The organism is Mycobacteroides franklinii (genome assembly GCF_002013895.1).
Classification (GTDB): Bacteria; Actinomycetota; Actinomycetes; order Mycobacteriales; family Mycobacteriaceae; genus Mycobacterium; species Mycobacterium franklinii.
Map to the genome: position 1 here is coordinate 80,754 of NZ_MAFQ01000006.1, position 25,188 is coordinate 105,941.

Annotated in this window: 20 protein-coding genes, 1 tRNA gene and 1 pseudogene; 18 read left to right on the plus strand and 4 right to left on the minus strand. The window is 63.6% G+C overall.

Annotated features, from left to right (window positions below; translation table 11 throughout):
- Window positions 1-83: 83 nt before the first annotated feature.
- Window positions 84-156, plus strand: a tRNA-Arg gene (locus B4393_RS10240).
- Between the two features lie 102 nt (window positions 157-258).
- On the plus strand, window positions 259-1,341 hold the full coding sequence (locus tag B4393_RS10245; protein WP_236743152.1) for a GGDEF domain-containing protein: 1,083 nt from the start codon (window positions 259-261) through the stop codon (window positions 1,339-1,341).
- An 18-nt stretch (window positions 1,342-1,359) separates the two neighbouring features.
- Here B4393_RS10245 and B4393_RS10250 read toward each other — a convergent pair whose 3' ends face one another.
- The gene (locus B4393_RS10250; protein WP_078334079.1) at window positions 1,360-2,826 is read right to left on the minus strand and encodes a sugar transferase; all 1,467 of its coding nucleotides are present in this window, start codon (window positions 2,824-2,826) and stop codon (window positions 1,360-1,362) included.
- A gap of 793 nt (window positions 2,827-3,619) precedes the next feature.
- On the opposite strand from B4393_RS10250, the gene B4393_RS10255 reads away from it, so the two are divergent.
- The 6 genes from B4393_RS10255 to B4393_RS10280 are packed head-to-tail and all read left to right on the plus strand — an operon-like array spanning window position 3,620 to window position 9,917.
- Window positions 3,620-4,690 carry a glycosyltransferase family 4 protein gene (locus tag B4393_RS10255; protein ID WP_078334417.1) on the plus strand — a complete coding sequence of 357 codons (1,071 nt, stop codon included), beginning with the start codon at window positions 3,620-3,622 and terminating at the stop codon, window positions 4,688-4,690.
- Window positions 4,687-5,871 (plus strand): glycosyltransferase family 4 protein, encoded by a 1,185-nt coding sequence (locus tag B4393_RS10260; RefSeq protein WP_078334080.1) that lies wholly within the window; start codon window positions 4,687-4,689, stop codon window positions 5,869-5,871. The genes B4393_RS10255 and B4393_RS10260 overlap by 4 nt, the downstream gene beginning before the upstream one ends.
- Window positions 5,864-7,162, plus strand: coding sequence for a lipopolysaccharide biosynthesis protein (locus tag B4393_RS10265; RefSeq protein ID WP_078334081.1), 1,299 nt, complete (start codon window positions 5,864-5,866; stop codon window positions 7,160-7,162). The genes B4393_RS10260 and B4393_RS10265 overlap by 8 nt, the downstream gene beginning before the upstream one ends.
- Window positions 7,159-8,163, plus strand: coding sequence for a CgeB family protein (locus tag B4393_RS10270; protein ID WP_078334082.1), 1,005 nt, complete (start codon window positions 7,159-7,161; stop codon window positions 8,161-8,163). Before B4393_RS10265 ends, B4393_RS10270 begins: the two co-directional genes overlap by 4 nt.
- Window positions 8,150-8,761 (plus strand): YdcF family protein, encoded by a 612-nt coding sequence (locus B4393_RS10275; RefSeq protein ID WP_070936500.1) that lies wholly within the window; start codon window positions 8,150-8,152, stop codon window positions 8,759-8,761. Before B4393_RS10270 ends, B4393_RS10275 begins: the two co-directional genes overlap by 14 nt.
- A 10-nt stretch (window positions 8,762-8,771) precedes the next feature.
- Window positions 8,772-9,917 carry a glycosyltransferase gene (locus B4393_RS10280; RefSeq protein WP_078334083.1) on the plus strand — a complete coding sequence of 382 codons (1,146 nt, stop codon included), beginning with the start codon at window positions 8,772-8,774 and terminating at the stop codon, window positions 9,915-9,917.
- On the opposite strand, the gene B4393_RS10285 is transcribed toward B4393_RS10280, so the two are convergent.
- Window positions 9,914-12,295: a hypothetical protein gene (locus tag B4393_RS10285; RefSeq protein WP_078334084.1), complete on the minus strand. Its 2,382-nt coding sequence runs from the start codon at window positions 12,293-12,295 to the stop codon at window positions 9,914-9,916. The genes B4393_RS10280 and B4393_RS10285 overlap by 4 nt on opposite strands.
- Window positions 12,296-12,726: 431 nt before the next feature.
- Here B4393_RS10285 and B4393_RS10290 point away from each other — a divergent pair, with 431 nt between their 5' ends.
- The 10 genes and pseudogenes from B4393_RS10290 to B4393_RS10335 all read left to right on the plus strand — a co-directional run bounded on the left by B4393_RS10290 (window position 12,727) and on the right by B4393_RS10335 (window position 23,347).
- Window positions 12,727-13,584 (plus strand): MlaE family ABC transporter permease, encoded by an 858-nt coding sequence (locus B4393_RS10290; protein WP_070936503.1) that lies wholly within the window; start codon window positions 12,727-12,729, stop codon window positions 13,582-13,584.
- Between the two features lies 1 nt (window position 13,585).
- Window positions 13,586-14,445 (plus strand): annotated as a pseudogene (locus B4393_RS10295) (MlaE family ABC transporter permease).
- Window positions 14,446-16,014 carry an MlaD family protein gene (locus B4393_RS10300; protein WP_078334085.1) on the plus strand — a complete coding sequence of 523 codons (1,569 nt, stop codon included), beginning with the start codon at window positions 14,446-14,448 and terminating at the stop codon, window positions 16,012-16,014. It abuts the pseudogene before it with no gap.
- Window positions 16,011-17,069, plus strand: a complete 1,059-nt coding sequence (locus tag B4393_RS10305) for an MlaD family protein (RefSeq protein ID WP_078334086.1) — start codon at window positions 16,011-16,013, stop codon at window positions 17,067-17,069. The genes B4393_RS10300 and B4393_RS10305 overlap by 4 nt, the downstream gene beginning before the upstream one ends.
- Window positions 17,062-18,108 carry an MCE family protein gene (locus B4393_RS10310; RefSeq protein ID WP_078282673.1) on the plus strand — a complete coding sequence of 349 codons (1,047 nt, stop codon included), beginning with the start codon at window positions 17,062-17,064 and terminating at the stop codon, window positions 18,106-18,108. Before B4393_RS10305 ends, B4393_RS10310 begins: the two co-directional genes overlap by 8 nt.
- The gene (locus B4393_RS10315) at window positions 18,108-19,235 is read left to right on the plus strand and encodes an MCE family protein (RefSeq protein ID WP_078334087.1); all 1,128 of its coding nucleotides are present in this window, start codon (window positions 18,108-18,110) and stop codon (window positions 19,233-19,235) included. The genes B4393_RS10310 and B4393_RS10315 overlap by 1 nt, the downstream gene beginning before the upstream one ends.
- The gene (locus tag B4393_RS10320) at window positions 19,235-20,557 is read left to right on the plus strand and encodes an MlaD family protein (RefSeq protein ID WP_078334088.1); all 1,323 of its coding nucleotides are present in this window, start codon (window positions 19,235-19,237) and stop codon (window positions 20,555-20,557) included. Before B4393_RS10315 ends, B4393_RS10320 begins: the two co-directional genes overlap by 1 nt.
- Complete coding sequence (locus tag B4393_RS10325) at window positions 20,554-21,804, plus strand: MlaD family protein (protein ID WP_078334089.1); 1,251 nt, start codon at window positions 20,554-20,556, stop codon at window positions 21,802-21,804. The genes B4393_RS10320 and B4393_RS10325 overlap by 4 nt, the downstream gene beginning before the upstream one ends.
- Window positions 21,805-21,841: 37 nt before the next feature.
- On the plus strand, window positions 21,842-22,522 hold the full coding sequence (locus tag B4393_RS10330; protein WP_078334090.1) for a tetratricopeptide repeat protein: 681 nt from the start codon (window positions 21,842-21,844) through the stop codon (window positions 22,520-22,522).
- Window positions 22,523-22,540: 18 nt separating this feature from the next.
- Window positions 22,541-23,347, plus strand: a complete 807-nt coding sequence (locus B4393_RS10335) for a DUF3298 domain-containing protein (protein WP_109551701.1) — start codon at window positions 22,541-22,543, stop codon at window positions 23,345-23,347.
- A 63-nt stretch (window positions 23,348-23,410) separates the two neighbouring features.
- Here B4393_RS10335 and B4393_RS10340 read toward each other — a convergent pair whose 3' ends face one another.
- A complete protein-coding gene (locus B4393_RS10340; RefSeq protein ID WP_078334091.1) occupies window positions 23,411-24,724 on the minus strand; it encodes an acetyl-CoA C-acyltransferase in 1,314 nt (437 codons plus the stop codon).
- Window positions 24,725-24,734: 10 nt separating this feature from the next.
- Complete coding sequence (locus B4393_RS10345) at window positions 24,735-25,133, minus strand: DUF4345 family protein (protein ID WP_078334092.1); 399 nt, start codon at window positions 25,131-25,133, stop codon at window positions 24,735-24,737.
- Between the last annotated feature and the right edge of the window lie 55 nt (window positions 25,134-25,188).

Below are 25,188 nucleotides of genomic sequence, written 5' to 3' on the forward strand. Positions count from 1 at the left end.
GATGTCGCCCATGCACACAGACCGAGTAGAGTGTCACCTCGATATCTGACCGGATTTCAGGCCATTAAACTGACCGGTCCCCCGCCCTCGTAGCTCAGGGGATAGAGCACGGCTCTCCTAAAGCCGGTGTCGCAGGTTCGAATCCTGCCGAGGGCACATTTAACGTGCAGGCCGCCGGCAGGACTGTTTCCAAATCCGGAAGACTCCAAGCCTCTAGAACCCAGAAACACGCACCCGGTGATGTCCCATACTCAGCCCGTGTCCAGCAACCGACGACTCAGGCGACGACGCCGACGGACCCCGGACCAGGAGTATCGGTTCGTCACCGGCGCACTCGGCCCCCAAAACCTGCGGCATTTGAAGATCACCATCGGGTTGCTGTGCATGTCAATTCTTCCCCTGGGAACGATCGTCAACATGCATCCGCTGGGTCCGCAGGGCGCCGGACGCACAATCCACCAATCGCTCATCGCGGTCTCATTCCTCATAGGCGCGTGTTGGATGGTCCGACCGTGGCCGAGCAGACGCTGGGCGATTCTCTTCGTCATCTGGGCAGACCTCTCATTCGCGGTCTCCGGCTGGTCGTATGCCGGCCCGATGATGCGGCTCGCGCCGGTCCTCTACATGAGCATGATCGGCGTGTTCGCCGCATTCCTGCTGGGCTGGCGCGTGCTGGCCGTGCACTGCATCTTCGCTTTGGCTGTGCTCAGCTCGATCACGCTGTGGAACGTGCACACCGGCGCGGCGACCTTCCTCGATCAATTCCTCTACAACGCACCGGTGTTCACCACTGTGGTGATGCTGCCGATCTTCATCCAGGCGGTGATCGAAGGAGGCAGACGCTCGATTCGAGCCGCCGTTTCTGCCGCCAACCGAGATCCGCTCACCGGTCTGCTGAACCGCAGGGGCGTGCAAGCCATCTTCGAGTACCTGCTCAACAAGCGGGCGAATCCCACGACCGTTGTCGTGATGGTCGCCGATGTCGACAGATTCAAAGAACTCAATGACGCCTACGGCCATGAAGCCGGCGATAGGACGCTACAAGCCATCGCGGACAATCTGTTCGCCCACACCCACCGCGACGACATCGCCGCGCGCATCGGCGGTGACGAGTTCATGGTCGTCGCGTTCGTGGACAACCCCGACGATATCTCCGAGGTCAACGCGCGGATTCGCAATGCGCCGCTGGACGCAAACGCGCCCGGCGTCGCGCTCAGCGTGGGCATCGCCTGGTCATCCACCGACGCGGTGGATTTCAGCTTCGAATCCCTCACCCGGCAAGCCGATTTCAAGCTTTATGAAGTCAAACGCGCCCGTACACCACGCGGGTCCACGGCCTGATCTGACACCGGCCGAACGTCAGTACGCTCCCTCGCTACGTACCACCGCACCCACGGTCCGCGAAATGATGCGGATATCAAGCCCCATCGACCAGTTGTCGACGTAGGAGATGTCGTGCCGAATGGACTCGTCGACCGACAAATCGTTGCGTCCGCTGACCTGCCATTGGCCGGTGACACCCGGCTTCACCAGAAGACGCCGCCGCATGGTGTCGTCGTAGGCGTCGACCTCGCGCTGCACCTGAGGCCGCGGCCCGACGACACTCATGTCACCGAACAGCACGTTGAAGAACTGAGGTAGCTCATCGAGGCTGTACTTCCGCAGGAACGCCCCCACCGGGGTGATCCGTGGGTCGTCTTTCGCCTTGAAGAAGACGGGCGTGCTCCCGGCCGAGTCGATCATTCCCGCGGTCTGAAGATCAGCGCCCGTGAACATGCTGCGGAACTTGATCATCCGAAAAGGCACACCGTCCAACCCAATTCGCTCGGACACGTAGAACACCGGGCCCGTGCTGGTGAGTTTGATGGCTGCGGCAATCGCGATCATCACCGGTGCTACAGCCAGGATGGCAACAGTGGCGAACACCATGTCGAAGGCTTCCTTCGACATGGACCGCGCACGCCGGTATCCCGGGGCCAGCATCTCCAGCATGTGAACCCGCTCCAGGCCCCGATCCGCAGTGGCGACAACGTTCTCGTCCACGTGTCCCGGGGAGACGGCGAGCTCGATTCCCAGAGCTCCGAGATCGGAGGCGAGAACGGCAAGTTCCTTCCGCCCAAGGTCGTCAGTCATCGCGACGGCGACGATCTGCGCCGAGGTGCGCTGCGCTGCTTCGATCACGTTCCGGTCATCGCCGACGACGGGAACGTGATGATTCCCCACCTCGATCGCCGTTGCGCCCAGCCGTGCGTCGACCGCCGGCGTGCATGCGCCGACAACCTCGAACCCGCTGTCCCTGTGACGACGGAACGCGGTGACCATCTCCCGAACGGCGTCGTGATCACCGGCCAACAGCACCGAGGTGCGAGCCTCCGAGCCCCATAGACGGCGTAGCACGTGCCGGGCAGCGATGATGCCGAGCAGTCCGAGCGGTATCTCGATGACGAGGTGCCGGATGTCGATCAGCTCGATGCGCGAAATCAGGTAGGTGAGTAGAACGATGGTGAAGAGCTGGAACGTGACGCCCACAACCGTCTGCCATTCCTGGAGCACCGCCCGTAACGCCTTGCCCGGCCCCACGGTGTGCAGCGACAACGCCGCAAACCACACGACGGCAATAATCAGATCAGTCGCCATGTACCAACGACCGAGATCCTGGCGCCCGGACAGCAGATGATGCGCAAGCTGGTAGGACACCAGCGACGTGAGGCCGATGGCCACCAAATCAGCCGCAGGCGCCCACCGTCGATGCAAGTAGAAGAGCCCACCTGGGCGCTTTTCTACTCTCCGTTGAATTCCGTCGCTAACCACGCTCTTAATAACCATGAGTGCACTTCACCTGTTCGTTCATATCGGTGATTCGTATGGACGATTTCGGCAATAGAACCCGACCTATTTACGTGCTTACGTTTCCATAGGGATTCAAATATTGCCACGTGATGGGGATCACGTCCATTCGGGGGAACGATGAAAATTTCATTGGAGGTAAATAAGAATCATCTAATAAACATCGGTTCCCGCAGCGGTTTGCTAATAACCGAGCCAATCACGTATCGCTCACTGGCTAATAACATTAAGGTAACATTACCAGCTGAGCTCGATCGGTGGCAAACCATGATCCACCCACGGCGGTCATCCATAGCGTCGTTGCAGGTGGATCATGGTCGTCGTTGCGGGCAAAAGCTGTGTCAGCGGAAACCGGTTTGTTCATAGCCAGGACCACACCTGCTCCGGTTGCGGATGCCCGCTAGGTGCTGCACTCTGAGTACGGGTCGGCTTGCGGGCGGCATGATCTGGCGTGCATAAAACAGAATTACGCCCCGTATTTCGCCCGTGAGTAGCATTGCGCTACTCGTAATATGGAATACGACCCGCTATGGCGCATATGAGTACACACCGGCCGACACCAAGCCCTCGGCCGCTCATCCGGGCGGGGTGGGTTGAACAATGGACAAACATCAGACGCGGGGCCAAGACCCCAGAGCAGAAACCACAGCGCGGCGAACGGAGCCGCGACGGGGGTTGACGCTCAACGTCGGGACGGTGCACCACATGCCGCTATCAGCAAAAGACGTCAGCAACAGGGCGGGAGCCTGACATGGCACCCATCAGAGTGCATATGACAGGGGCAGAGTGGTTCTCTTCGCTGCCCGGAGGCCTGAACAGGTACTTCACTGATCTGTTCGCGGCGTTGCGGCACCGGGACGACATCGAACTATCGGCCGCGGCATTCGGGGTCCCGTCCGACGGGGGATGGTCCTGGGGCTCCCCCGGTGGATCGACCCGGTCGCGAGTCCTCACCGCATTCAACGACCGATCGGGCCTACAGCGACCCGCCATCCTCGACCGGCACTTCTGCCTGTACGGACCATCGGCCGCCGGCTGGCGCACCCGCAACCGGTTGGTCGTGCACTTCCACGGACCGTGGGCGGCCGAGAGCAGATTCGCCGGAGCCGGAGCCCTGCGCTCACGCGCCAAGTACGTCGTCGAGCGTCTTCGGTACGCCGGGGCCGAGCGGATGATCGTGCTATCGGATCGGTTCCGAGACGTCTTGATCGAGGACTACCGCATCTCCGCCGACCGCATCGAGGTCATCCCGCCCGGCGTCGACCTAGTCAGATTCGGCCTACTTCCGCGGTTGGACGCCCCCACCGGGAGACGAACGGTGCTGTGCGTACGCAGGCTCGAACACCGCATGGGCATTCACCGTCTCATCGAGTCGTGGCCGTCGGTCGTTTCCGCACATCCGGATGCCTGCCTGATGATCGTCGGCACCGGCACCGCCGAGACAGATCTGAGGGCCCAGGTGTCGGCAGCCGGTTTGGACGACAGCATCCAGTTCGCCGGACGTGTCGACGACCTGACCCTCACCCAGCTCTACACACTCGCGGATTTCACCGTGGTGCCGTCGGTGGCTCTTGAAGGCTTCGGATTGATCGCACTCGAATCCCTGGCCACCGGCCGACCTGCCGTCGTCACCGACTGTGGGGGGCTCCCCGATGCGGTGCGCGGCCTGGACTCCTCCCTGATTGTGCCCGCCGATAATGCCGAAGCGCTTGCCGCACGACTCATCTCGGCACTTGACGGCGCGCTCCCCGATCCGCAGCGATGCCGCCAACATGCCGAATCGTTCTCCTGGGCCGCGGCCGCGCAGCGTCACCACGCCGTGTACTCGGAGCTGAGCGCATGATCCAGGCAATGTTCGTTGCCCATACCGCGGCGCCCTCCGGTGCGGAGCTGGCCACCTTGCGACTGGTGTCCGCGCTGCGTACCGCGCCCACCGGCCGCACGCTCGAACCGTCGGTAATCTACACCGAAGACGGTCCGATGGTCGGCGCCATGAAGTCCCAGGGCATACCAACGTCGTTGTTGGCCAACAGCTTCGATAGCAGGAGCGTCACCATCCGAAGCTCCGGATGGTTGCGCCGGCTGGTCGGCGCTCTCGCGCTGATTCGCGTCGGGTGGGCCCTCGGCGCCGCGGTACGCGAGCACGGAGCCGATGTACTCGTCGCGGGCAGCACAAAGGCGCTCATCATGTCCGCCGTCGCAGCAAAACGTGCCCGAATCCCCGTGATTTGGCATGTGCACGACCGGATATCGGCCGAATACTTCGGTGCCACACTGGCATTCCTTCTCCGTACGCTCGGCAAGTTCGTCGCCGACGGATACATCGCCAACAGCAGGTCCACCGAGAGCTCGCTTCGACCTGGCCGCCTACCGGGCGTGGTCGCCTACCCGGGACTCGATTTCCAACAGACCCCCGATACGCAGCATGCGCCGCAGCGGCCCGCCACGGAGACCGTCATCGCCGTCGTCGGCAGGCTCACACCGTGGAAGGGACAGGACGTGTTCCTTCGCGCCCTGGCCAACACCAAGGTCCGGCCCCAGCGCACGTATCTGGTCGGTGGCACATTCTTCGGCGAGGAGCCGTTCCGAACCGAACTGGAAGACCTGGCGAGCGAGCTGCAGCTGCCCGTGACCTTCACCGGACATCTCGACGACCCCACGGATATCCTGTCCATCTCCGACATCCTCGTGCACTGCTCCGTGATCGCCGAACCCTTCGGCCAGGTCGTCGTGGAAGGGCTGCGTGCGGGCTGCGCCGTCATCGCGACCCGGCCCGGCGGCCCCGCCGAGACCATCGAATCCGGTGTGCATGGGCTGCTGGTCGATGCCGGTGACACCGACCAACTGACCGATGCCCTCGATCGTCTCATCGCAGACCGGGATCTTCGAATCCGCTTGGCACAAGCAGGACAGATACGGGCGCGCCGCTTCGATATCGCCGACTCGGCGCTGACCGTGGCGTCGTTCCTTTCCGATGTCCTGGCCCGGCGCTCCACCACATCGCTGGCGGAGCGCAGTGTCTAAGGAACCTCGAAGTAGCGCGACGCTGCCCCGGGCAATGCGGTTGGCCAGAGATTTCGGGGCAGTCGTCTTCGGAAAGTACGGGCAGTACCTGGTCACCTTCGCGACGGTGCCGCTGCTCGCGCGGGTACTGGGCCCGGCGGGAATGGGGTTGTTGGCGGTCGGAATGGCCGCGTACTTCTTCGGCTCCATCGTCGTCGATCTGGGCATGACGCCATTTCTCGCCGCGCGGGTGCCCGAGCTACGCAACACACCTGCCGAATTTCAGCAGGTGCGCACCGACTACCTGACCCTGAGGCTGATGACTCTCGGAGTGCTCGGTGCCGCATTCGGTATCGGCTGGGTCGCCGGGATGCCTCCGTACGTTCACATGATTCTGTTGGGGCTCTTCGCCGGTGGGCTTTGGGCCACGTCCGATGACTGGCTCCTGATCGGGCAGGGCCGGTTTGTCGCCTCGGCGGTATATCAGGGTTCGGGACGCATCACCTATCTGGTTCTGCTCATCGTGCTGCTCCCACACTCGCCCCACGCATCCACGGCAATCCTGTGTCTACTGGGCTCTTCGATCTTGACGGTGGCGGGAACCTGGTGGGACAGCCTGCGAACATACGGGCCACTGTGTCGTCCGTACGCACCCGGCCAGATCCTGCGCACCAGCTGGCCGATTGTGACGTCCCGGCTCCTCACTACCGGGTACGGCCAAGGGGCGCCGGCCATCTACTCCGCCATGCTCGACGCCGTATCGCTGGGTCTGTTCTCGGCGAGCGACCGTCTGGTCAGAGCGATGCAGTCACTACTGGACATGATCGGATTGGTGCTGCTGCCCCGAATGGCGAAGCGCAGCGGCCATGAGCACTTCTGGCGCAGTGGTTTTCAAGGATTACGGGGCGCCGTCGCGGTGGCCGTCCTTGCCGCAGCGCTGTTATGGGTGCTGGCCGCGCCCATCGTGCACATCATCTTCGGCAGCGAGTTCCTCGGAGCCGTCGGCCTCCTGCGTGCCGAACTTCTCATCCTGCCGGCGAGCACGATCAGCTCCTACATCAGTACCGCGCTCCTCCCCGTGCGCCAGGACACGCATGGCGTTCTCATCGCCTCGGTGGTGGGCACCACGGCATCGGTGGCAGGGTTGATCACCGCCTCGTGGACCCATTCGGTGTGGGCCCTGATCGGCGGAGTCATTGCGGCCGAATTCTGTGTGGCGCTGTGGTATTTGGCACGGGTACGGCACTTGTCCGGACGCGAGCAGGGTGAGGTGCCGGAGGCCGATACCGCGCACGAAGGGGTTCCGCGATGAAGATCCTTTTTGTGGGAGACGACTGGGTAGGCAGCAACGCACGGTCGATGGCCGACGGATTCCGGCAGGCCGGTCATGAGGTCGTCGTCGTCGACACCACCCGAGTCACCTTGCCCACCAGGTTGTCACCGGCATGGTTGTACTCGAAGGGAATGCGCCGGCGCGCACCCTGGCTGCAGGACTCGGCGCATGCACAGATCGAACGCATCGCACGAGACTTTGCCCCCGACATGCTGTTTGGGTTCAAGTCGATCCACCTGGACCAGGCTCGCCTGCTCCAGGTACCGGCAGCGGTCCGCGTGCACTACAGCCCGGATGATGTCGGGAACCCGTACAACACCACACCCGAGTACCTGGCCCACGAGAGCGGGTGGGACCTGGTGGTCACCACCAAACGCCACAATGTGCCCGAGCTGCTGAACCGTGGCGCACGCCGGGTGAAGTTCGTACTGAGCGCCTATGACCCGGCGTGGCATCGCCCGTGCGCCAAACGAGTTGCGCAGCAATACCTGGTGGGATTCATCGGAGCCCGGCGCCCGGACCGATCGGCCTTGATCACCCGGCTCGGTAGCGAGCACGGAGAGAACCTGTTGGTGCGCGGTCCGGGTTGGCGACGCATGCCCGCGCTGCGGACCACCGGCGCCACGATCGGTGGCGCCGTATACGGCGACCATTTCGCCACCACCGTCGCATCGGTGACCGCGAACCTGGTCCTACTCAACTCCGACAACCGGGATACCCACACCTGTCGGACCTTCGAAATACCCGCGTGCGGAGGGCTGTTCGTCGGCGAACGCACCGATGAACACGGTGAGCTTCTCCATGAGGGGACAGAATGCCTGCTCTTCTCCGACGAGGCCGAGCTTCGCGAGATTCTGGATTGGTGTGCGTGCCATCCCGCACAGGCGGCCAAGATCGCCGAGGCGGGCCATATACGGGTGACACGGGAATCGCACCGATACGTCGACCGGGCCAGGGAGATCATCGATGAACTTCAGTGATGCGAAGGAGACACCGGTCGACGATATCGAGGCACCCACACCGGATCGCGCACCACGGCGACGCCGGCGAATCCTCCTGGCCTGTATCACCGTTACCGTGCTGCTGGCGGGTTTCATAACCGTCGGATGGCGGGTGTACATGCATCCGCAGACCGATCCGCTACGCCCGGCCGATGCCATCGTTGTACTGGGCGGCACTCCCTACGAGCGTTTCGATGTCGGATTGGACCTGGCCAAGCGCGGGTACGCGCCGTATCTGTTGATCTCACAGTCGACCGGCGCGAACGACCGCAACATGGACAAGTACTGCAAGGGGCATTTCACATTCACGGTCAGCTGCTTTATCCCGGACCCCTGGACCACCCAGGGTGAGGCGCAAGAGATACGCGCCAAGGCACAGGAACTCGGCTGGCACCACATCATCGTCATCACCTTCACACCGCATGTTTCGCGGTCCCGGTACATCGTCGGAAAATGCTTCGACGGGGAACTCACCATGGTCGCCAGTCCCGCGCCTTCCGGCGTTGCCTTCTGGACGTGGATGTTCATCCGCCAGTCGGGCAGCTACGTGAAGGCCTTCCTGACCCCCGGATGCTGAGGAGCGCACATTGAACGCCTCGCGTATCGCGATTGTCCACGAACGCTTCACCGAGTTCGGTGGCTCCGAACTGGTGGTCGCCGAGTTCATGAAGACGTGGCCGGAGGCCAGGGTCTACGCGCCCATCACCGAGCCACGTTGCCGCCAGCAGGTGCTGCAGGCAGCGGGGCGGACCGAAGACGGACTGCACGAACCCATCTCCGGGACCTGGCTGGACGAGGCATACGCCCTCACCGGGCGCAGATCGCATGCACCACTGCTACCCCTGGTGCCCAGCGCCCTGCGGAAACTCCCGCTCGGCAACGACGTTGACGCGGTGCTGATCAGTCATCACTCGTTCGCGACCCAGGCGGCGTTGGCCACCGAAGCTCCCGTCGTCGCATACGTACACAGCCCGGCCCGCTGGGCATGGGATCGCACCTTCCGCAACCACGAGATGGCAAGTCGAGCGGGCCGAATCGCCCTGTCCGCATTGGGAAAGATCGCGCGCCGCGGAGAATTGCGCGCGGCGCCGCACCTGTCGCACGTCATCGCCAACTCGCACGCCGTGGCCGAGAGGATTCGCGATTGGTGGGGGCTGCCATCGACGGTGATCAGCCCACCCGTTCGCATCGACCGCTTCTCCCCCGATCCCTCTATCCCGCGCGAGGACTTCTACCTGTGCGCGGGCAGGCTGGTCCCGTACAAGCGCGCGGACCTGGCGATCCGGGCCGCCCAACGGGCCAACTGCCGCCTGGTGGTGTTGGGAGAAGGACGATTCCGCGATCACCTCGAGGACATCGCGGGACCGGAGACCACGTTCCTGGGCGCCGCGTCCGACGAGGTACTCCTCGATATGTACCGACGGTGTCGCGCCCTGCTGATGCCGGGCGTGGAGGACTTCGGGATTGTCCCCGTCGAGGCAATGGCTTGCGGGACACCGGTTCTGGCACTGGGCGAGGGCGGTGCCCTGGATACGGTAGATCCGGGAGTTACCGGTGAGCACATGCAGGCGGGCCCGGATGACGCCGTCGTGGAGCAGTTGGCCGCGCTGATGCGCGAGCTCAACCCGGCCGACTACGACACCAGCGCCATCCGGGCGCACGCATGCGAATTTTCGCCCGAGGCGTTCCGTTCTCGGATCGCCGATACCGTACTGGGAGCGGTGCGCACCTAGTCGCCGGCCGAGTGTTTTCCTCCGCTCGCACCGGACCCGGCGTGCGAGCCCGAGCCTTCCGAGCCACCACCGGATGCCTCGGCCGCACGGTGCTTACCGCCCGACTCGCTGGGTGTATTGACCTTGACCTTCACCTTGTTCGAGGCACCGGCCGAGCCATCGTCGTGATGTTTACCGGAGTCATTGTCCTGCTTGGTCTTGGCATCCTTGGCCGTATCAGTGGCCGCCGGCGATTTAACACCGTCGGTCTGCGTTGAGGTGACGGATTCGGCCGTGTTGGTGACAGTCGACGTGACAACACCGCCGGTGTTCTTGATGGTGTCGGTGACCTGCTTCTTGAGTGACTGGTTGGCCCTGTCGACCTTGTCCTGCAGCTTCTCCTTCACCACGGGCTTGGTCGGCTTGTCATTCTCTTTGGTGTCGGTCTTGGCGTCAGCCTTCGCGTCGGTCTTGGGATCTTCCTTGACGACGTCCTTCACGGGACCGGAAGCGGGTTGAGTCGCGGGCTCGCCGGCCGGCGCCGTCGCCGATTCCGCAGCCGCGGGCACCGATACGGAAAGTGCTGCAGGCGTGGCCTTCTCGACGGCCTTTTCCCTGGCCGTGACGAGGTTGGACGTGAGATCCAGCTTCGCGGCCTCAAGCTGCTTGACCTCGGGTGCCGCGGGGCTGCCTGAGTCCTTCGCCGCAGGCGCGGGAGACTCGATCTGTTTGGCCGCCGCTGCGGGTGCGTCCGCCGCTACCAAGGCATTCGGTGCCGGGGATGAGGCCGGCGCGGGCGCGGAACCGACCAGGCTGCCAAGCTGCGTCATCACGTCCTTGTAGAACTTGGAGGCTTGCAAGGTATTCGACGCCGCCCCGTTGAACAGGTTTCCGTATTGCTGGGTGAGCAGGTCGGAAATCGGTGTCAGGGCGGGAGTGACCAGACCCTTGTACAACGGGGTGAGCGCCTTGGCCAGTTCCACTGTGGGGTCGGGGATCCCGAGTGCGGTGCTGATCAGGCCGGAGACGGTGATCAGCTGAGTGGGCACGATAGCGCCCGTCGGAATCAGGTTCGGCGGGATGATGCCGAGAGATGTGTTGGCTCCCGGCGCCGTTCCGATCTGGAAGGTCGGCATGAGACCTACGCCGAAAAGGGATGGCAACGTGAAGCCCGCGCCCTCGGTCCCGAAGTTGAATCCGCCCAAGGAATAGACGAGCGGCACCGGGAGCGCCCCGCTGAACGGGGTCTGCAACACCATCACGTTCTGCCCGTTGTTGACATTGAATCCGTTGGTACCGAGGTAGTTTCCGGTCGTCACGTTGAGATTCGTCATGCCGAGACCGAGCCCTGGAATCGAGAAGTTCGACAGCGTGGTGCCTATCGGTGAATAGATACCGTTCTGCGTAGGGATCAACACATGTGCGCTGAACTGACCGGCCTGACCAAGCCCCAGGGGCGCCGTGATGCCGTTGGCCCACATCGGGATGGACAGCACGGTCTGCGGAACGTTCACGGCGCCGCCGTCGACGACCAGGGTGGGCGCAGTGGCCCACCACCCCGTCTCCATTCCCAACGGGAACGTGTAGTTCCCGGCCCCCATCGGGACCCAGGCCGTGACGTTGGGCAAGGTGCCGTCGGGCAAGATCCGGACGGAATCAGGCAGGATGCCCAAGGGGTCCAGCGCGGCCGGGATCTTGATATTGAGCCCACTGGGCGTCTGCACAAAGGTGTTCGTGATGGTCGTCAGACCACTGGCCTGTAGCAGTGGCCAGTTGTAGCCGGCCGTGAACTTGTCCTGTTCCGCGATCAGCCCGTCCACGATGTCGCTCAAGGGCGGGAGCTTGTCGACGATGGGTCCGATGATCGGGTTGTTGAACACACCGTCCAGAGCGTTGGCAAGACCATTGAGCAGGTTCGCGCCCGGAATAGTGGTGGGCAGCGGAAGGTTCACAAACCCCTGCCCCGGGATCTTGATCGCCGGAATGACCCCCGGCACCGCCGTCGGCAACGGCGTGCTCGCGAGATTCCGTAGAACACCGGGAAGATCGGCGATCGCGGTCAAATTCGAGTGAGTCAGGCCCGTCCCAAACGTCGGCAGCAGCCCCCCGGAGCCTTGGCCGATGGGATTCCAGACGCCACCGGCGGCCGCGCCGATCGCATTGGTTCCGGATAAGTAGTTATTGAGCGCGTTCTTATAGTCGGTGGCCGCGCCCTTGTAGTCCGGCGCCGCCGCAGCGGCTTGCGCGGTCGGGCCGATAAAAGCCAAGCTGGCGGTCGCGGCGACTGCCCCAGCTGCAGTCACAGTGCGTTGGACGACGACCTTTTTGGATGACTTTCGATGACGCTTGGACAAGACCGCAACCTCTCCTTTGAGGGAATCCAGAAACTTGAGCAGCACTGTAAGCGTGTGACCCAGCTCATAGTCATCATTTGAAAATCGTGTCTAGCTGCGATTTGTTTGGTAACACTGCGTGCCCAAACTTGCCTCGGTCGCTACATCCAGCCTGAGCAGCGGGCATACTCACGCAAAGTGGTTGATGAAAGTTTGCTACAAGCGTCAACAAGCGTTTACGTCGAGCAACCTGACGGCCGAGGCAAACACCCGAACCACCAGGACAGTGGGGTACTACAAGCCCAGTAGACGACCGTCAATTTACGTTCACAGGTGAATCCATTTTGGCGTTTCGCATGCATCCAGGAACCGAATAGCCCATGATGGCCGAGACGTACTCGTAGATTGCTGGGATTTGTGTTCCAGGTCACACAGGGAGCTGTATTGATCGCCGTAGCCGCAACCCCTTCGAGCTGCGTCTGTGTGGGTCACCTGCGATGACTACACAAGACGAGCGCCGCGCCACCACTGATGGCGTCGCGGCGATCCAGAACTGGACGACTGGGTACATCAAACGCCACCCTCTTGAATCCCTCAAGACCGTGGGCGAGCAGTTCATGCTCGGGGTTCGCACCATCCAATGGTTCTTCGTCGATCTGTTCACCGGACAGTTCCAGTGGCAGGAGTTCGTCAGGCAGGGCGCCTTCCAGGCCGGCACCGCCGTCATCCCCGTCATCCTGGTGACCCTGCCCATCGGTGTCACACTCTCCATCCAGTTCGCACTGCTCGCGGGCCAGGTCGGTGCGACCTCATTGGCCGGCGCCGCCAGCGGCATCGCGATCATCCGGCAGGCCGCCTCCCTCGTGGCCGCCCTACTGATGTCCGCGGCGGTGGGTTCGGCCATCACGGCCGACCTCGGCTCACGGACCATGCGTGAAGAGACCGATGCCATGGAGGTCATGGGTGTCTCGGTGATCCGGCGGCTCGTCGTCCCCCGCTTCGCCGCCGCCATCATGATCGGTATCGCACTCACCGGCGTCGTCTGCTTCGTCGGCTTCCTCGGCGCATACCTCTTCAATGTGTATTGGCAGAACGGTGCCCCCGGCAGCTTCGTCACTACCTTCTCCGCCTTCGCGACCCCCGGCGACATGATCCTGGCTCTCATCAAGGCTGTCATCTACGGCGCGATCGTGGCGGTGGTCGCCTGCCAGAAGGGCTTGTCCACCAAGGGCGGCCCTATCGGCGTCGCCAACTCGGTGAACGCGGCCGTCGTCGAATCGATCCTGCTGCTGATGACGGTGAACCTCGCCATCAGTCAGCTCTACATCATGATGTTCCCGCGGACGGGGCTGTGACATGACCGCATCAACTTATGTACCCCCGATTGCGCGACCGTTCGTCGGCATCTACAACAGGGCCCAGAAGCCGATCACCCGGCTGGGCCACATGGTCGCCTTCTTCTTCCGCGCCATCGCCGGCGTCCCCATCGTGTTCCGCCATTATTGGAAAGAGTTCCTGCGGCACCTGTCCGATATCGCCTGGGGCAACGGTTCCCTGGTGGTCGGCGGCGGCACCGCCGGCGTCATGATCGTCCTCGGCATCATCGCCGGTGGATTGGTGGCCATCGAGGGTTACAACTTCCTGGACCTGCTGGGACTCGGCCCGGCGACCGGCATCACATCTCCTCACTGGTGAACACCCGCGAGCTGGCCCCGATCATGGCCGCGATCGCGTTCGCCACCCAGGCCGGCTGCCGCTTCACCGCCCAGCTCGGCGCCATGCGCATCTCCGAAGAGATCGACGCCATGGACTCCATCGCGATTCGTCCCATCCCCTACCTGGTGACCACCCGACTGATGGCGGCCACCGTCGTCACCATTCCGCTCTACGTCGCCTGCCTGGCTGTCAGCTACCTTTCCTGCCAGATCATGGTGGGCATCATGAGCGGCGGATCCATCGGCTCATACCTGCACTACTTCGGTATCGGCGTCAGCGGTATCGACATCTTCTACTCCGTCATCAAGGCCGTCATCTTCGTCTGGCTTGCCTCCACCATCCAGTGCTACTACGGCTTCTACGCCAGTGGTGGTCCCGAAGGTGTGGGCGTTGCTGCCGGGCACGCGATGCGCGCCGCCATCACCCTGGTCATCATCGTCAACATGCTGCTCACCATGGCGCTGTGGAGCGTCGACGCAGGAGCGAGGTTGGGCGGCTAAATGGCGGCGAATTCCTTTGAGACAGACGGCCGCGGACCATCCGAGAAACTTCTTCTGGGCACCGGCGTCATCATGATCGTGGTGGCCTCCCTGATCACCGGACTCATGTTGTTGAAGTCCACGGGCCGTCTCAACGACTTCATCCGGGTGGTTGCCGACCTGAACAACGTCGGCGACGGACTGCCGCAGAAATCCGATGTGAAGTACCACGGCGTTCTCGTCGGTGAGGTGGACGGCGTTACGCCCGCCTCCAACGGTCAGCCCAACTTCGTGCACATCAACCTCAAGCCGCAGTACGCGAAATCCATTCCCGGCACCGCCACCGCACGCGTGGTCCCCAGCAACGTATTCGCCGTCTCTTCGGTGCAGTTGGTGGATCGCGGCCCAGGCGCTCCCATTCGCCCGGGCGCGCATATCGCCGAGGACACCCAGCTGCCGACTGTGCTGTTCCAGACGACGGTGAGCAAGCTGCGTGATGTGCTCACCGCGACCGGCCGTGGCCGCGATGACCATTCCACCGGCATCCTGGCGGCCCTGGGCGCCGCCACCGACAACCGGCGGGTCAAGCTGCTCACCGGCGGCGCACAGTTGAACCGTCTGATCGCCCAGCTCAACGACATCGTGGTGACCGATACCGGTCCCTCCACGGTCAAGGCTCTGCTCGACGCCACCGAGGGCCTCAAGCAGACCGCCCCCGAGCTGATCGACTCGCTGCACCAGGCCGTCATACCGATGCAGACCTTCGTCGAGAAGCGCGAGCAGCTGACCAGCCTGATCAACGGCGGTCTCACCACGGTGGGTACCACCCGGCAAGCCTTCGACAACCACACCGATCAGCTGATCGGCATCACTACCGACATCACGCCCGTCATCGGCACCTTCGCGAACAACGCACCCAAGTTCCAGATGATCTTCCAGAAGCTGACCCAGATGAGCCAGAAATGGTTCGACGAGCCATGGAAGTCCGATGTCGACACCGGCAACATGCGCGTGAGCCTGTCGCTGACGCCCGGCTCCACCTACACGCGGGCGGACTGCCCCCGGTACGGCGACCTCAAGGGGCCCAGCTGCTTCACCGCGCCCGAACTCGTAGTGCGGCCCGACCTGCCCGAAACACTGCTGCCGCAGAACTACAAGGTGCCGCCGGACCTGCAGCCGCCACGCGGAACCGTGGTCGGCCCCGACGGGAACCTGATCGCGGTCGGTCCCCCCTATGTCGTGCCCCCGGGTGGACCGAATCTGACGGACCCGAACCCACCGCTGCCGCCGTGGCAGCCAAATCCGTCACCTCGCGTTCCTGGCACCGCGGACCCCGACCTGCTGGAGCCGCCGCCATCTCCGCCACCACCGCTCCCTGCCGCACCCGTTGCGCCGGGTGCACGTGACGGCGGCGGTGCACCGATTGCACCGGCATCGTTCGGCGGGACGGTAGGCCCGGTCGGCAGCCTGACCGAACGCGCCCAGCTCAGTGTCATTACCGATAAGCCGGCCAGCTCCTCCACGCAGCTGCTGCTCGGCCCGGTTGTGCGAGGCACCACGGTCTCGCTCGCGAAGGAAGGATCCCAATGAAGTTCCGTGGTCCGTTGATCGCGCTGACCGCCTTTATGGTGCTCGCGCTGGCGTTGACGTGGCTGGTGTACGCCACACTGCGCCGTGATGTCTCGGGCGGCACCACGTCCTACTCGGCGATTTTCACCGACGTCTACGGCTTGCGCGACGGCGACGACGTTCGCATGGCCGGTGTGCGCGTCGGCCGCGTCGAGAAGATCGAGCTGGTCAACAACAACCAGGCCAAGGTGAACTTCGTCGTCCAGAACGACCAGAAGCTCTTCGGCAACACCCTCGCATCGGTGACGTACCAAAACATCGTGGGCCAGCGGTACTTGGGCCTGTCGCTGGGTAAGACGGGTGACACCAACGTGCTTCCCGCCGGATCGACGATTCCGCTGGAGCGCACCGATCCGTCCTTCGACGTGACAACGCTGCTCAACGGCTACGAGCCGCTGTTCAGCACGCTTTCTCCTGAGCAGGCCGACAACCTCACCAAGGGTGTTATTCAGTCCCTGCAGGGCGATCAAGCCTCGATCACCGCACTGGTCGACCAAACGTCAACGCTGACAAAGACTTTTGCGGGCCGCGACCAGGTGCTGGGAAACGTGATCACCAGCCTGAGCACCGTGACAGGCAACCTGGCCCAGCAGAACGACAGCCTCGACAAGGCCATCACCAACACCCGGAAAGTGGTGTCGGACTTCGATTCTCGGCGACCGGAACTGGTCGAGTCGGTGGGCTCGCTGGCGCAGACCCTGCGCCGCGTATCGAAGATCACCGACGAGGTCTATCCGTCCCTTGATGAGCTCATCACTCGCCAACCGGGCTTCGCCAAGCACATGGTCCAGATCGAACCGAAGCTGGCGTTCCTCGGTGGAAACCTGCCGCTGCTCCTCAAGAGCCTGGCCCGCATCACCGGTGATGGCGCCTACGGCAACGCCTACATCTGCGATCTGAACATCACCGGCTTCATGCCGGGCCTCAACGACGTGGTGCCGATCATCGTCAACGCGGCGACCCCTGGCAACGTCACCCAGCACACCCCACGATGCAGGAATCTGGCTGATGGCTGAGCAATCGAGATGGCAACGGATCAAGAACCGGCCGGTCGAGACCTACAACAAGACCTGGCTTGGGTTCATCGCTATTGCGGTGATCGGCGCCTTGGTGGGCGGGATGCTGTTGGTGAAGGCCATCGGTTTCGGCTACACCACGTACACCGCCGAATTCGCGCAGGCGGCGTCGCTGCGCGCGGGTCAGCCCATCACAGTGGCGGGTATTCCGATGGGGACCGTCAGCAGCATGAAGCTGGTTGGCGATCACGTCGAGGCCAAGCTGTCCGTCAGCGATGACGTGAAACTCGGCAAGGACTCCAAGGCCGCTATCCGGGTGACCACCATCCTGGGTTCCCGGTACCTGGACCTGCGCCCGGAGGGCCCGGGATCGTTGCCCAACAAGACCATTGACCTGGCCCACACGGAGGTCCCCTACGACCTGCAGGCGACCCTCAAGGATGTGACGAACACCTTCGATCAGGTCGATTTCGACAAGGTGGCGCAGTCGTTGAGCATTCTGGGCAAGCAGCTCGACGGGCTGCCCGAGGTGGTTCCGCAGGCCATGCAGAACATTCAGACCCTTTCGCAGATCATCGCCGAGCGGCGCGATCAGCTCGGCACGCTGCTGAAGAGCAGCGAGAAGGTGACCAACACGCTGCACCGCCAGCAACAGGGCATCGGAACCTTGATCAACCAGGGGCAGAGCCTGATCGGTGAGTTCGTGGTGCGCCGTGGCACATTCCACGCGATGATGCAGTCGCTGACCAACTTGGTCCAGCAGCTCAGCAAGATCGTCATCAAGGACCGGCCACAGCTTGACGACATGCTCAAGACGCTGCATCAGCTTACCGACATGCTCGGTCAGCACGACGACCTGTTGCGCAACATCCTGCAGGTCGCTCCGGTAGCGCTGCGCGGCGTCACCAACGCCACCGGCACCGGCAACGCCATCGAGTTCAACGCGCCCAACGGCCTCGCCGTCGACTCCTGGATGTGCGCAATCAGCGGGCGTGCCAAGCAATTCGGCATGATCCAGTACTTCAAGGACTGCAAGTGATGAACAGCAAGGGCGCCGGAAAAGGCAAGGCAGTCGCCGTCATCGCCGCCATCGCGGTCGTGGCCGCGGCGATTGTGGGCGCGGGAGCGTACTACGTGAAGTCGCAGTTGGACCACATCACGCTGACCGCCCAGTTCGACAACGCCTCCGGGCTTTACGAGTCGAATGTTGTTGCGGTACTGGGCATGCCGGTCGGCAAGATCACCAAGATCACGCCGCAATCGGGATATGTCGATGTCCAGTTCACGGTCGACAAGGACGTCAAGGTGCCGGTCGACGTACAGGCCGTCACGCTGTCCACCTCGATCCTGACCGACCGCCAAGTCGAGCTGACGCCTCCCTATCGCGGTGGGCCCACGCTCCAGGACGGCGACACCATCGGCCTGGACAAGACGAAGACGCCGGTCGAGTTCGACCGCGTGCTCGGCATGCTCGACAAGTTGTCGGTATCGCTCAAGGGCGACGGCAACGGACAGGGTCCCGTCAGCGACATCATCAACGCGGCCGCCGGAGTCGCGGACGGTAACGGCGACAAGATCAAGTCGGGGCTTGACGAGTTGTCAAAGGCACTGCGACTCAGCTCAGAAGGCGGCGTCACCACCCGCGAGCAGATGACCACCATCATCAAGAACGTCAGCTCGCTGTTCGACGCCGCGGCCGCCAACGACGGGAAGCTGCGCGAGTTCTCCACGACCATCCACCAACTCAGCAGCGTCATCGACGACGAAGCGCTCGGCACGGGCAACACCGGGCGCAAGCTCAACGATCTGGTGCGGCAGGCCGGCGATATCCTGGACGCCAACCGCGATCACATCAAGGCCGCGATCCTCAACGGCAACACCGCGTTGAAGACCGTCGCGGACAACCAGCGTGAACTCTCCGAAACCATCGACATCGCGCCGCTGGCCGTGGAGAACCTCTACAACATCATCGATCAGGACAACGGGTCGCTACGCGCCCGGTTCCTCACCGACAAGCTGCTCTTCGAGAGTCAGACCGCCAAGGAGATCTGCAACATGATGGGCCTGCGCCAACTGGGATGCAGCACAGGCACATTGCAGGACTACGGTCCCGACTTCGGCCTGACCTACGTGCTCGACGGGCTCGCGGCGATGGGGCAAAAGTGATGGCTACACGTAAGCGAATGGCAGCACTGGGCATGGCGGCGCTGGTAACGGGCACCGCTCTGTCCGGGTGTTCAACCAACGGTCTGGGCGACCTACCGCTGCCTGCCCCGGGTGTCGGAACCGGTGGCTATCACCTGACGGCACTGTTCGAGAACATCCTGAACCTCCCGAACAACGCCAAGGTGAAGCTGGCCGGTGCCGATATCGGCCAGGTCGACGACATGCGGGTGAGCAACTACACCGCCATCACCACGCTGCGCATTCTGGACGGAGTCCGGCTTCCCAAGGGCAGCACAGCCGAACTGCGTTCCGCGACACCACTCGGCGACGTCTTCGTGTCGATTCGTCCCCCGGCGGGCGCGACGTCGGATTCGCCCATCCTCAGGGAGGGCGACACCATCGGCCTGGATTCGACGATGGCCGCGGCGACCGTGGAATCCGTGCTCAGCTCGGCCGCGATCGTCTCCAACGGAGGAGCGGTGCGCAACCTGACCAACGTCATCAACGGTTTCGGTAAGGCAACCGGCGATCAGGGCCAGGCGTTCGGTGATCTGATCAAGGACTCCAATCGGCTACTGGGAACATTGAATACGCGATCGGCGCAAATCTCGGAGGCTCTCACGCAGACCTCTCGCCTGGCCGATCAGCTCGACACCAAGAACCAGGCGCTGACGGACATCGTGAAGGAGGCCGACCCGGCCACCGAGGCGCTTGCCGCCAACACCGCGCAGCTTTCGCAGCTGGTTCTCCAGATCGGCGCCACCACCAAGCAGTTGCAGAAGTTCCCGTCGATAGCGGGCACCGACACCAGCGGGCACAGCCTCATCAAGGATGCGAACACGGTTGCCAAGGCGTGGAACGACATCGCGCAGGACCCGACGGTCGATATCAACAATCTGAACCGGCAGATCACCACACTCGTCAAATCCACACCGAGCAACGCGATTTCGGTGCGCGTCAGCATCGACCGGCTGGTGCTGGGTTCAATCCCGGATGCCGGGTTCAAGGGCGATGTCGGCTCACACGGGCCCAAGCGCTACAACTGGGCCCAGCTGGTCGGCTCGTTCAAGTACACGCTGTGGCGCCTGCAAGAACGTGTCGTGGGCAAGGGCGTGTACGGCGATGACGTCCCGATGCGGCCGAGCCCGACCGAACCCGGTGTGATCGAGCGCGTTCCCGGCCCACCGCCGGTGCCGCCGCCCCCCGGGCAGGCCGTCCCCGCGTCGGCTCCTGCCCCCGGTGCGGTTCCCGCCCCGACATCGACACCTGCCCCGGCACCGGCGCCGGGGCCCGCCCCCGGACCGGAGGTGATGGGCCAGTGATCAACGCCATCGCCAACGGCCTCGTCGGCAGCGTTCGCGCCGCGCATCGCAACAAGATGGTGCTCTCCGGCATCGCGCTGGCAACCGTGCTGCTGGTCGCGATCGGCTATCTGACGGTCGGCGCCTTGCGCGTCAGCCCGTTCTCCGGCACCTATCGCGTCAAGGTGCAGCTCCCGGAATCCGGTGGTCTGCTGCCCAATCAGGATGTCGCGCTGCGCGGCGTCAAGATCGGCACCGTGCAGTCGCTGGACATCACCCAGCAGGGCGTGGATGCGGTCGCCGAGATTCAGTCCAAGTACAAGATCCCGGTCTCGGCGAAGGTACGCGTCACCGGTCTCTCGCCCGCCGGCGAGCAGTACATCAACTTCGAAGGTGTCTCGGATCAAGGCCCGTTCCTCAAGGACGGCGCCGTCATCTCTCAAGGTGTGCAGGTTCCGGTCACGCTGGCCAAGCTGTTGGCCGATGCGGATGGTCTGCTGGCGCAGGTGGACCCGAAGAAGCTCGAGCTCATCAAGAAGGAACTGAGCCTGAGCAAGGAGGGGCCGCGCAAGCTCACCGAGATCATCGACGGTGGCACGTTCCTGCTGAGCACCCTGGACTCGGTGCTACCGGAGACCACCAGCTTGCTCAAGACCAGTCGCGTGGTGCTGACCCTGGCCGCCGACAAGAACTCCGGCATCAAGGCCACCGCCAATGAGTTGGGCCGCACACTACGGGCTGTCGAGAAGATGCAGAACGGCTATCGCACCCTCGTCGACCAGACGCCCAAGACATTCCATGCCGTGGACAATCTGTTCGCGGATAACTCGGACACCATGGTGACGCTGCTGGCGAGTCTGGCGACCGCTTCCAAACTGCTCTACCTGCGCGTTCCCGCCCTCAATGCCCTGTTCCCCAACTATCGGGCTTCGGTGTTCGACGCTCTGATGAGCATCATGCATGACGGCGGTATCTGGGCCACCGCGGATCTGTACCCGCGCTACGTGTGCGACTACCCGACGCCACGGTTGCCACTATCGGCTGCCGACTACCCCGAGCCGTTCCTGTACGCGAACTACTGTGCGGACGAGGACCCGGCAGTCCTGATTCGCGGTGCCAAGAATGCGCCGCGACCAGCAGGGGACGACACCGCCGGGCCGCCCATGGGAGCCGATATGGGTAAAAAGGCCGATCCGACACCGAAGGGGCGATTCCAGATACCGACCCCATATGGTGGACCGACATTGCCGATCGAACCCCCACATTGATGCCTGACCTGCGAATCAGATTCAAGGAGCTACTACCGTGGTCACCATGACCAAAGAAGACGTCGACTCCACGAACGACGCCGACACGGACACTGCCGACGAAAAAGAGGCCGTCGACTCTGCTGCGGAGACCGATTCGGAGGCCGGCGAGGACACCGAATCGAGCGCTGATGCCGATGCTGAGTCTGATTCGGCAGCGCCCGGCGATGAGGACGACAAGGACTCCGCCGAACGGCCGTCGTGGATTCGCTACGCCGCCTTCGGCGCCATCGCGGCGGTCCTGGTCGGCGCGCTCGTGTTCTCGGGCATCTTCGGTTGGAAGGTCTGGCAACAGCATCAGATCGATGCGGCGGGCGAACAGGCTCTGTCTGTCGCCATCCCGTACACCGAGACCCTCACGAGCATCGACAGCAACGATATCGACGAGAGCTTCCGAAAGATTCTCAACGGAGCGACCGGCGATCTGAAGAAGGATTTCACTCCGGCCAGCGTGCAGCTGCGGCAATTGCTGCTCGATAACAAAGCTTCCTCGCATGGCAAGGTGGTGAACTCGGCGATCCAGTTCAAGTCCACGGACAAGGTGGTGCTGCTGATGATGGTGGATCAGAGCATCACCAACACCCAGCGGCCCGATCCGCGTGTCGACAAGAGCCGGATGAAGATCACCATGGAAAAGATCGATGGCCGTTGGCTAGCGAGCAAGCTGGAGTACCTGTAAACCGCCGGAAAGGTAATCATGCGGATTTCTAAGCTCTTCGCCAGGCGAGTAGCCCGAGGGGTTGCCGGGGCGGCGGTGGCTGCGTTAGCCATCAGCAGCGCACCTTCTGCGGCGGCGTCGGCGCAGTCCTTCTGCGGCGACCTCGGCGGCAATTTCGACGGGCTGTACTGCCACACGGTGATCTCGTCGCCGCGCAAGGCAGATCGCGATATCAAGGTCGCCATCCCCGGCGATCTGGTCGACAACGGGACTACAGGCCCGACCATCCGAGACTATCTGCGGAACCTGTACAACAACTGGAAAGCCAAGGGCGCTGACATGATTCAGGACAGCTATGGCGAAGAGAACTTCCAGGTGTTCCATCACGGCAGTGCCATGTCCGTGGTGTTCCACGAGGATTACCACGCCAACGGACCGCAGACCAACAATGCGTACCGAACCTTCACCTGGGACATGTCCAGCGGTAAGCGGCTGCAGCTGGTGGACATCTTGAAGCCCGGTCTGGGGCTGGATGCCATCACACCGCTGGCCGAGCCTTACCTGCTGGAAGGTTTCGACCGTGCCGCCTGGGCCCACAGCCCCGGAACCTATCCGTTCGTCCCGGAGCGCTGGACACCCGACAAGGTGTACTCCGGCGGGTACAAGGCGTGGGCGCTCACGCCGGACGAGCTGGTCATCTACATGCCGGATTACCCCGTGGCACATGACTATCCGATCGACTATTCCCCCGGAGCACAGGTGTGGTCAATGGATGGCGGCACCGTGGAGGCGCATATCCCGATCGGCGCCGTCGCCTCGATCCTGCGTCCCGGATACGGCGGCTAGAAACGCAACGAAAAATGCCCGCCTACGAGCGACAACACTTGTAGGCGGGCATTTTTCGTTTGGCTAGTCCACGCGCTCCAGCACGGCGCTGGCCCCATGCCCGCCGGCCGCGCAGATCCCCAGCAGCGCGGTGCTTTTTCCCGTGAGCGCCAGCTCGTTGGCCATGGTGGTGACCATGCGAGCACCGGTGGCACCGAATGGGTGACCGATCGACACCGAACCGCCATGCACGTTGACCTTGTCGATATCGGGTGTGCCCACCGCCTCGGAGCGCCCGAGCCGGTCGGCCGCCCACTTCTTGGAGCCCAGCGCCTCCAGCACCGAAAGGGTCTGTGCGGCAAAGGCTTCATGAATGTCGATGTAATCGACGTCTGCGAGCGAAAGTCCGGCCTTCTCCAGCGCGCGGGGCATCGAGATCGCCGGCCCGATCAAAACCTCGTCGGCCGGATCGACGCTCACGTAGCTCCACGAGCGGAACGCGGCCAACGGCTTCAGGCCGAGTGCCCGCGCCTTCTCTTCACTCATCAGCAGTACGGCGGCCGCCCCGTCGGTAAGCGGGCTGGCGTTGCCCGCGGTGACGGTGCCGTCGCGGTTGAAGACGGGAGCGAGCTTCGCAAGCTTCTCGACGCTGGTGTTCTCGCGGACCAGGCCGTCGCGCGTAACACCGTTGACCGGCACCACTTCCCGGTCGAAACGTCCCGACTTGATGGCCGCGGCCGCGCGATGGTGCGAACGGACGGCGAACTCGTCCTGCGCCTCACGGGTGATGCCGTGAATCTTGGCCATCTTGTCGGCCGATTCCCCCATCACCTCACCGGTGGTGCGCTCCTCGATCTTGGGGCGGCGCGGCAGCAGTCCGGTGAACGGTGCCAGGCTCAGCGCGGCGTCGAGGTAATCCTTCGGCTTGGGCTTACCCAGGGCCAACGGGGCCGCGGCGTGAATGAGCTTCTGCGGCAGGTTGACCCCGGCATTGGAGGTGGAGTCGGAGCCGCCGGCGATCATGACGTCATACTCGCCGCGTTCGATTGCGGCGGCCGCCGTGGTGATGGCCTGCAGACCAGAGGCGCACGCGCGGGTGACGGTGTGCCCCTCGACACCGTGGCCGAGCTTCAGGTCCAGCGCGATCTCACGTGCGACGTTCGGCGCGCCCGCGGGCAGGATCACCCCGCCCCACACGATGGCCTCGATCTCGGTAGAGGAGAGCTTGGTGTTGTCGAGTAGACCGCGCACCGCTTCATCGGCGAGCGCGATGGTGTCGATGCGGGTGAAGTCGCCGAAGGCACGAACGAACGGGGTGCGCGCGCCCGCGACGATGACGGCGCGACGCTTGGCAGGTGGGGTCGCGGATGAGTCGCCTGCGCGAAGACCATTGGACATGGCGGCGAGCTTACTCGCGAGTCAGTTGCCCGTTTACGCGGGTACCAGATTCGTAAAGTGCCGCGCCCGCGGCCAGCTCCAGCGCCGCGAAAAACCCTGTGGGCCAGGGCCGCACCCGTCGTTCAAGCCCGCCCGACAGCAACCGCGTCAGCCCCATGCCGTAGCTGGCGTACCGGACGGAGGCACGCAGCCCGGCGGATCGCGCGCTGTCGCCCCCTGCCTGCGCCAGGGCCAGGGCGAAGGCCAACGGGATACCGCCGTACACGGCGCGAATCTCGGTGCGGGACTCACTGGTCGGTGCGGTGCCGCCAAACATCCGCGGCACCAGGGCGGGTTTGACGAGGGCGAAGATTCCGATACCTGCATAAAACCCTGCTGCTGCTTTGCGCAATGCTGCGTTGTGGCTCATGAAGGCGATGCTGCCAGCCTGGGGCGGTCCTGACACTGCCAATCAGTGCCAGGAC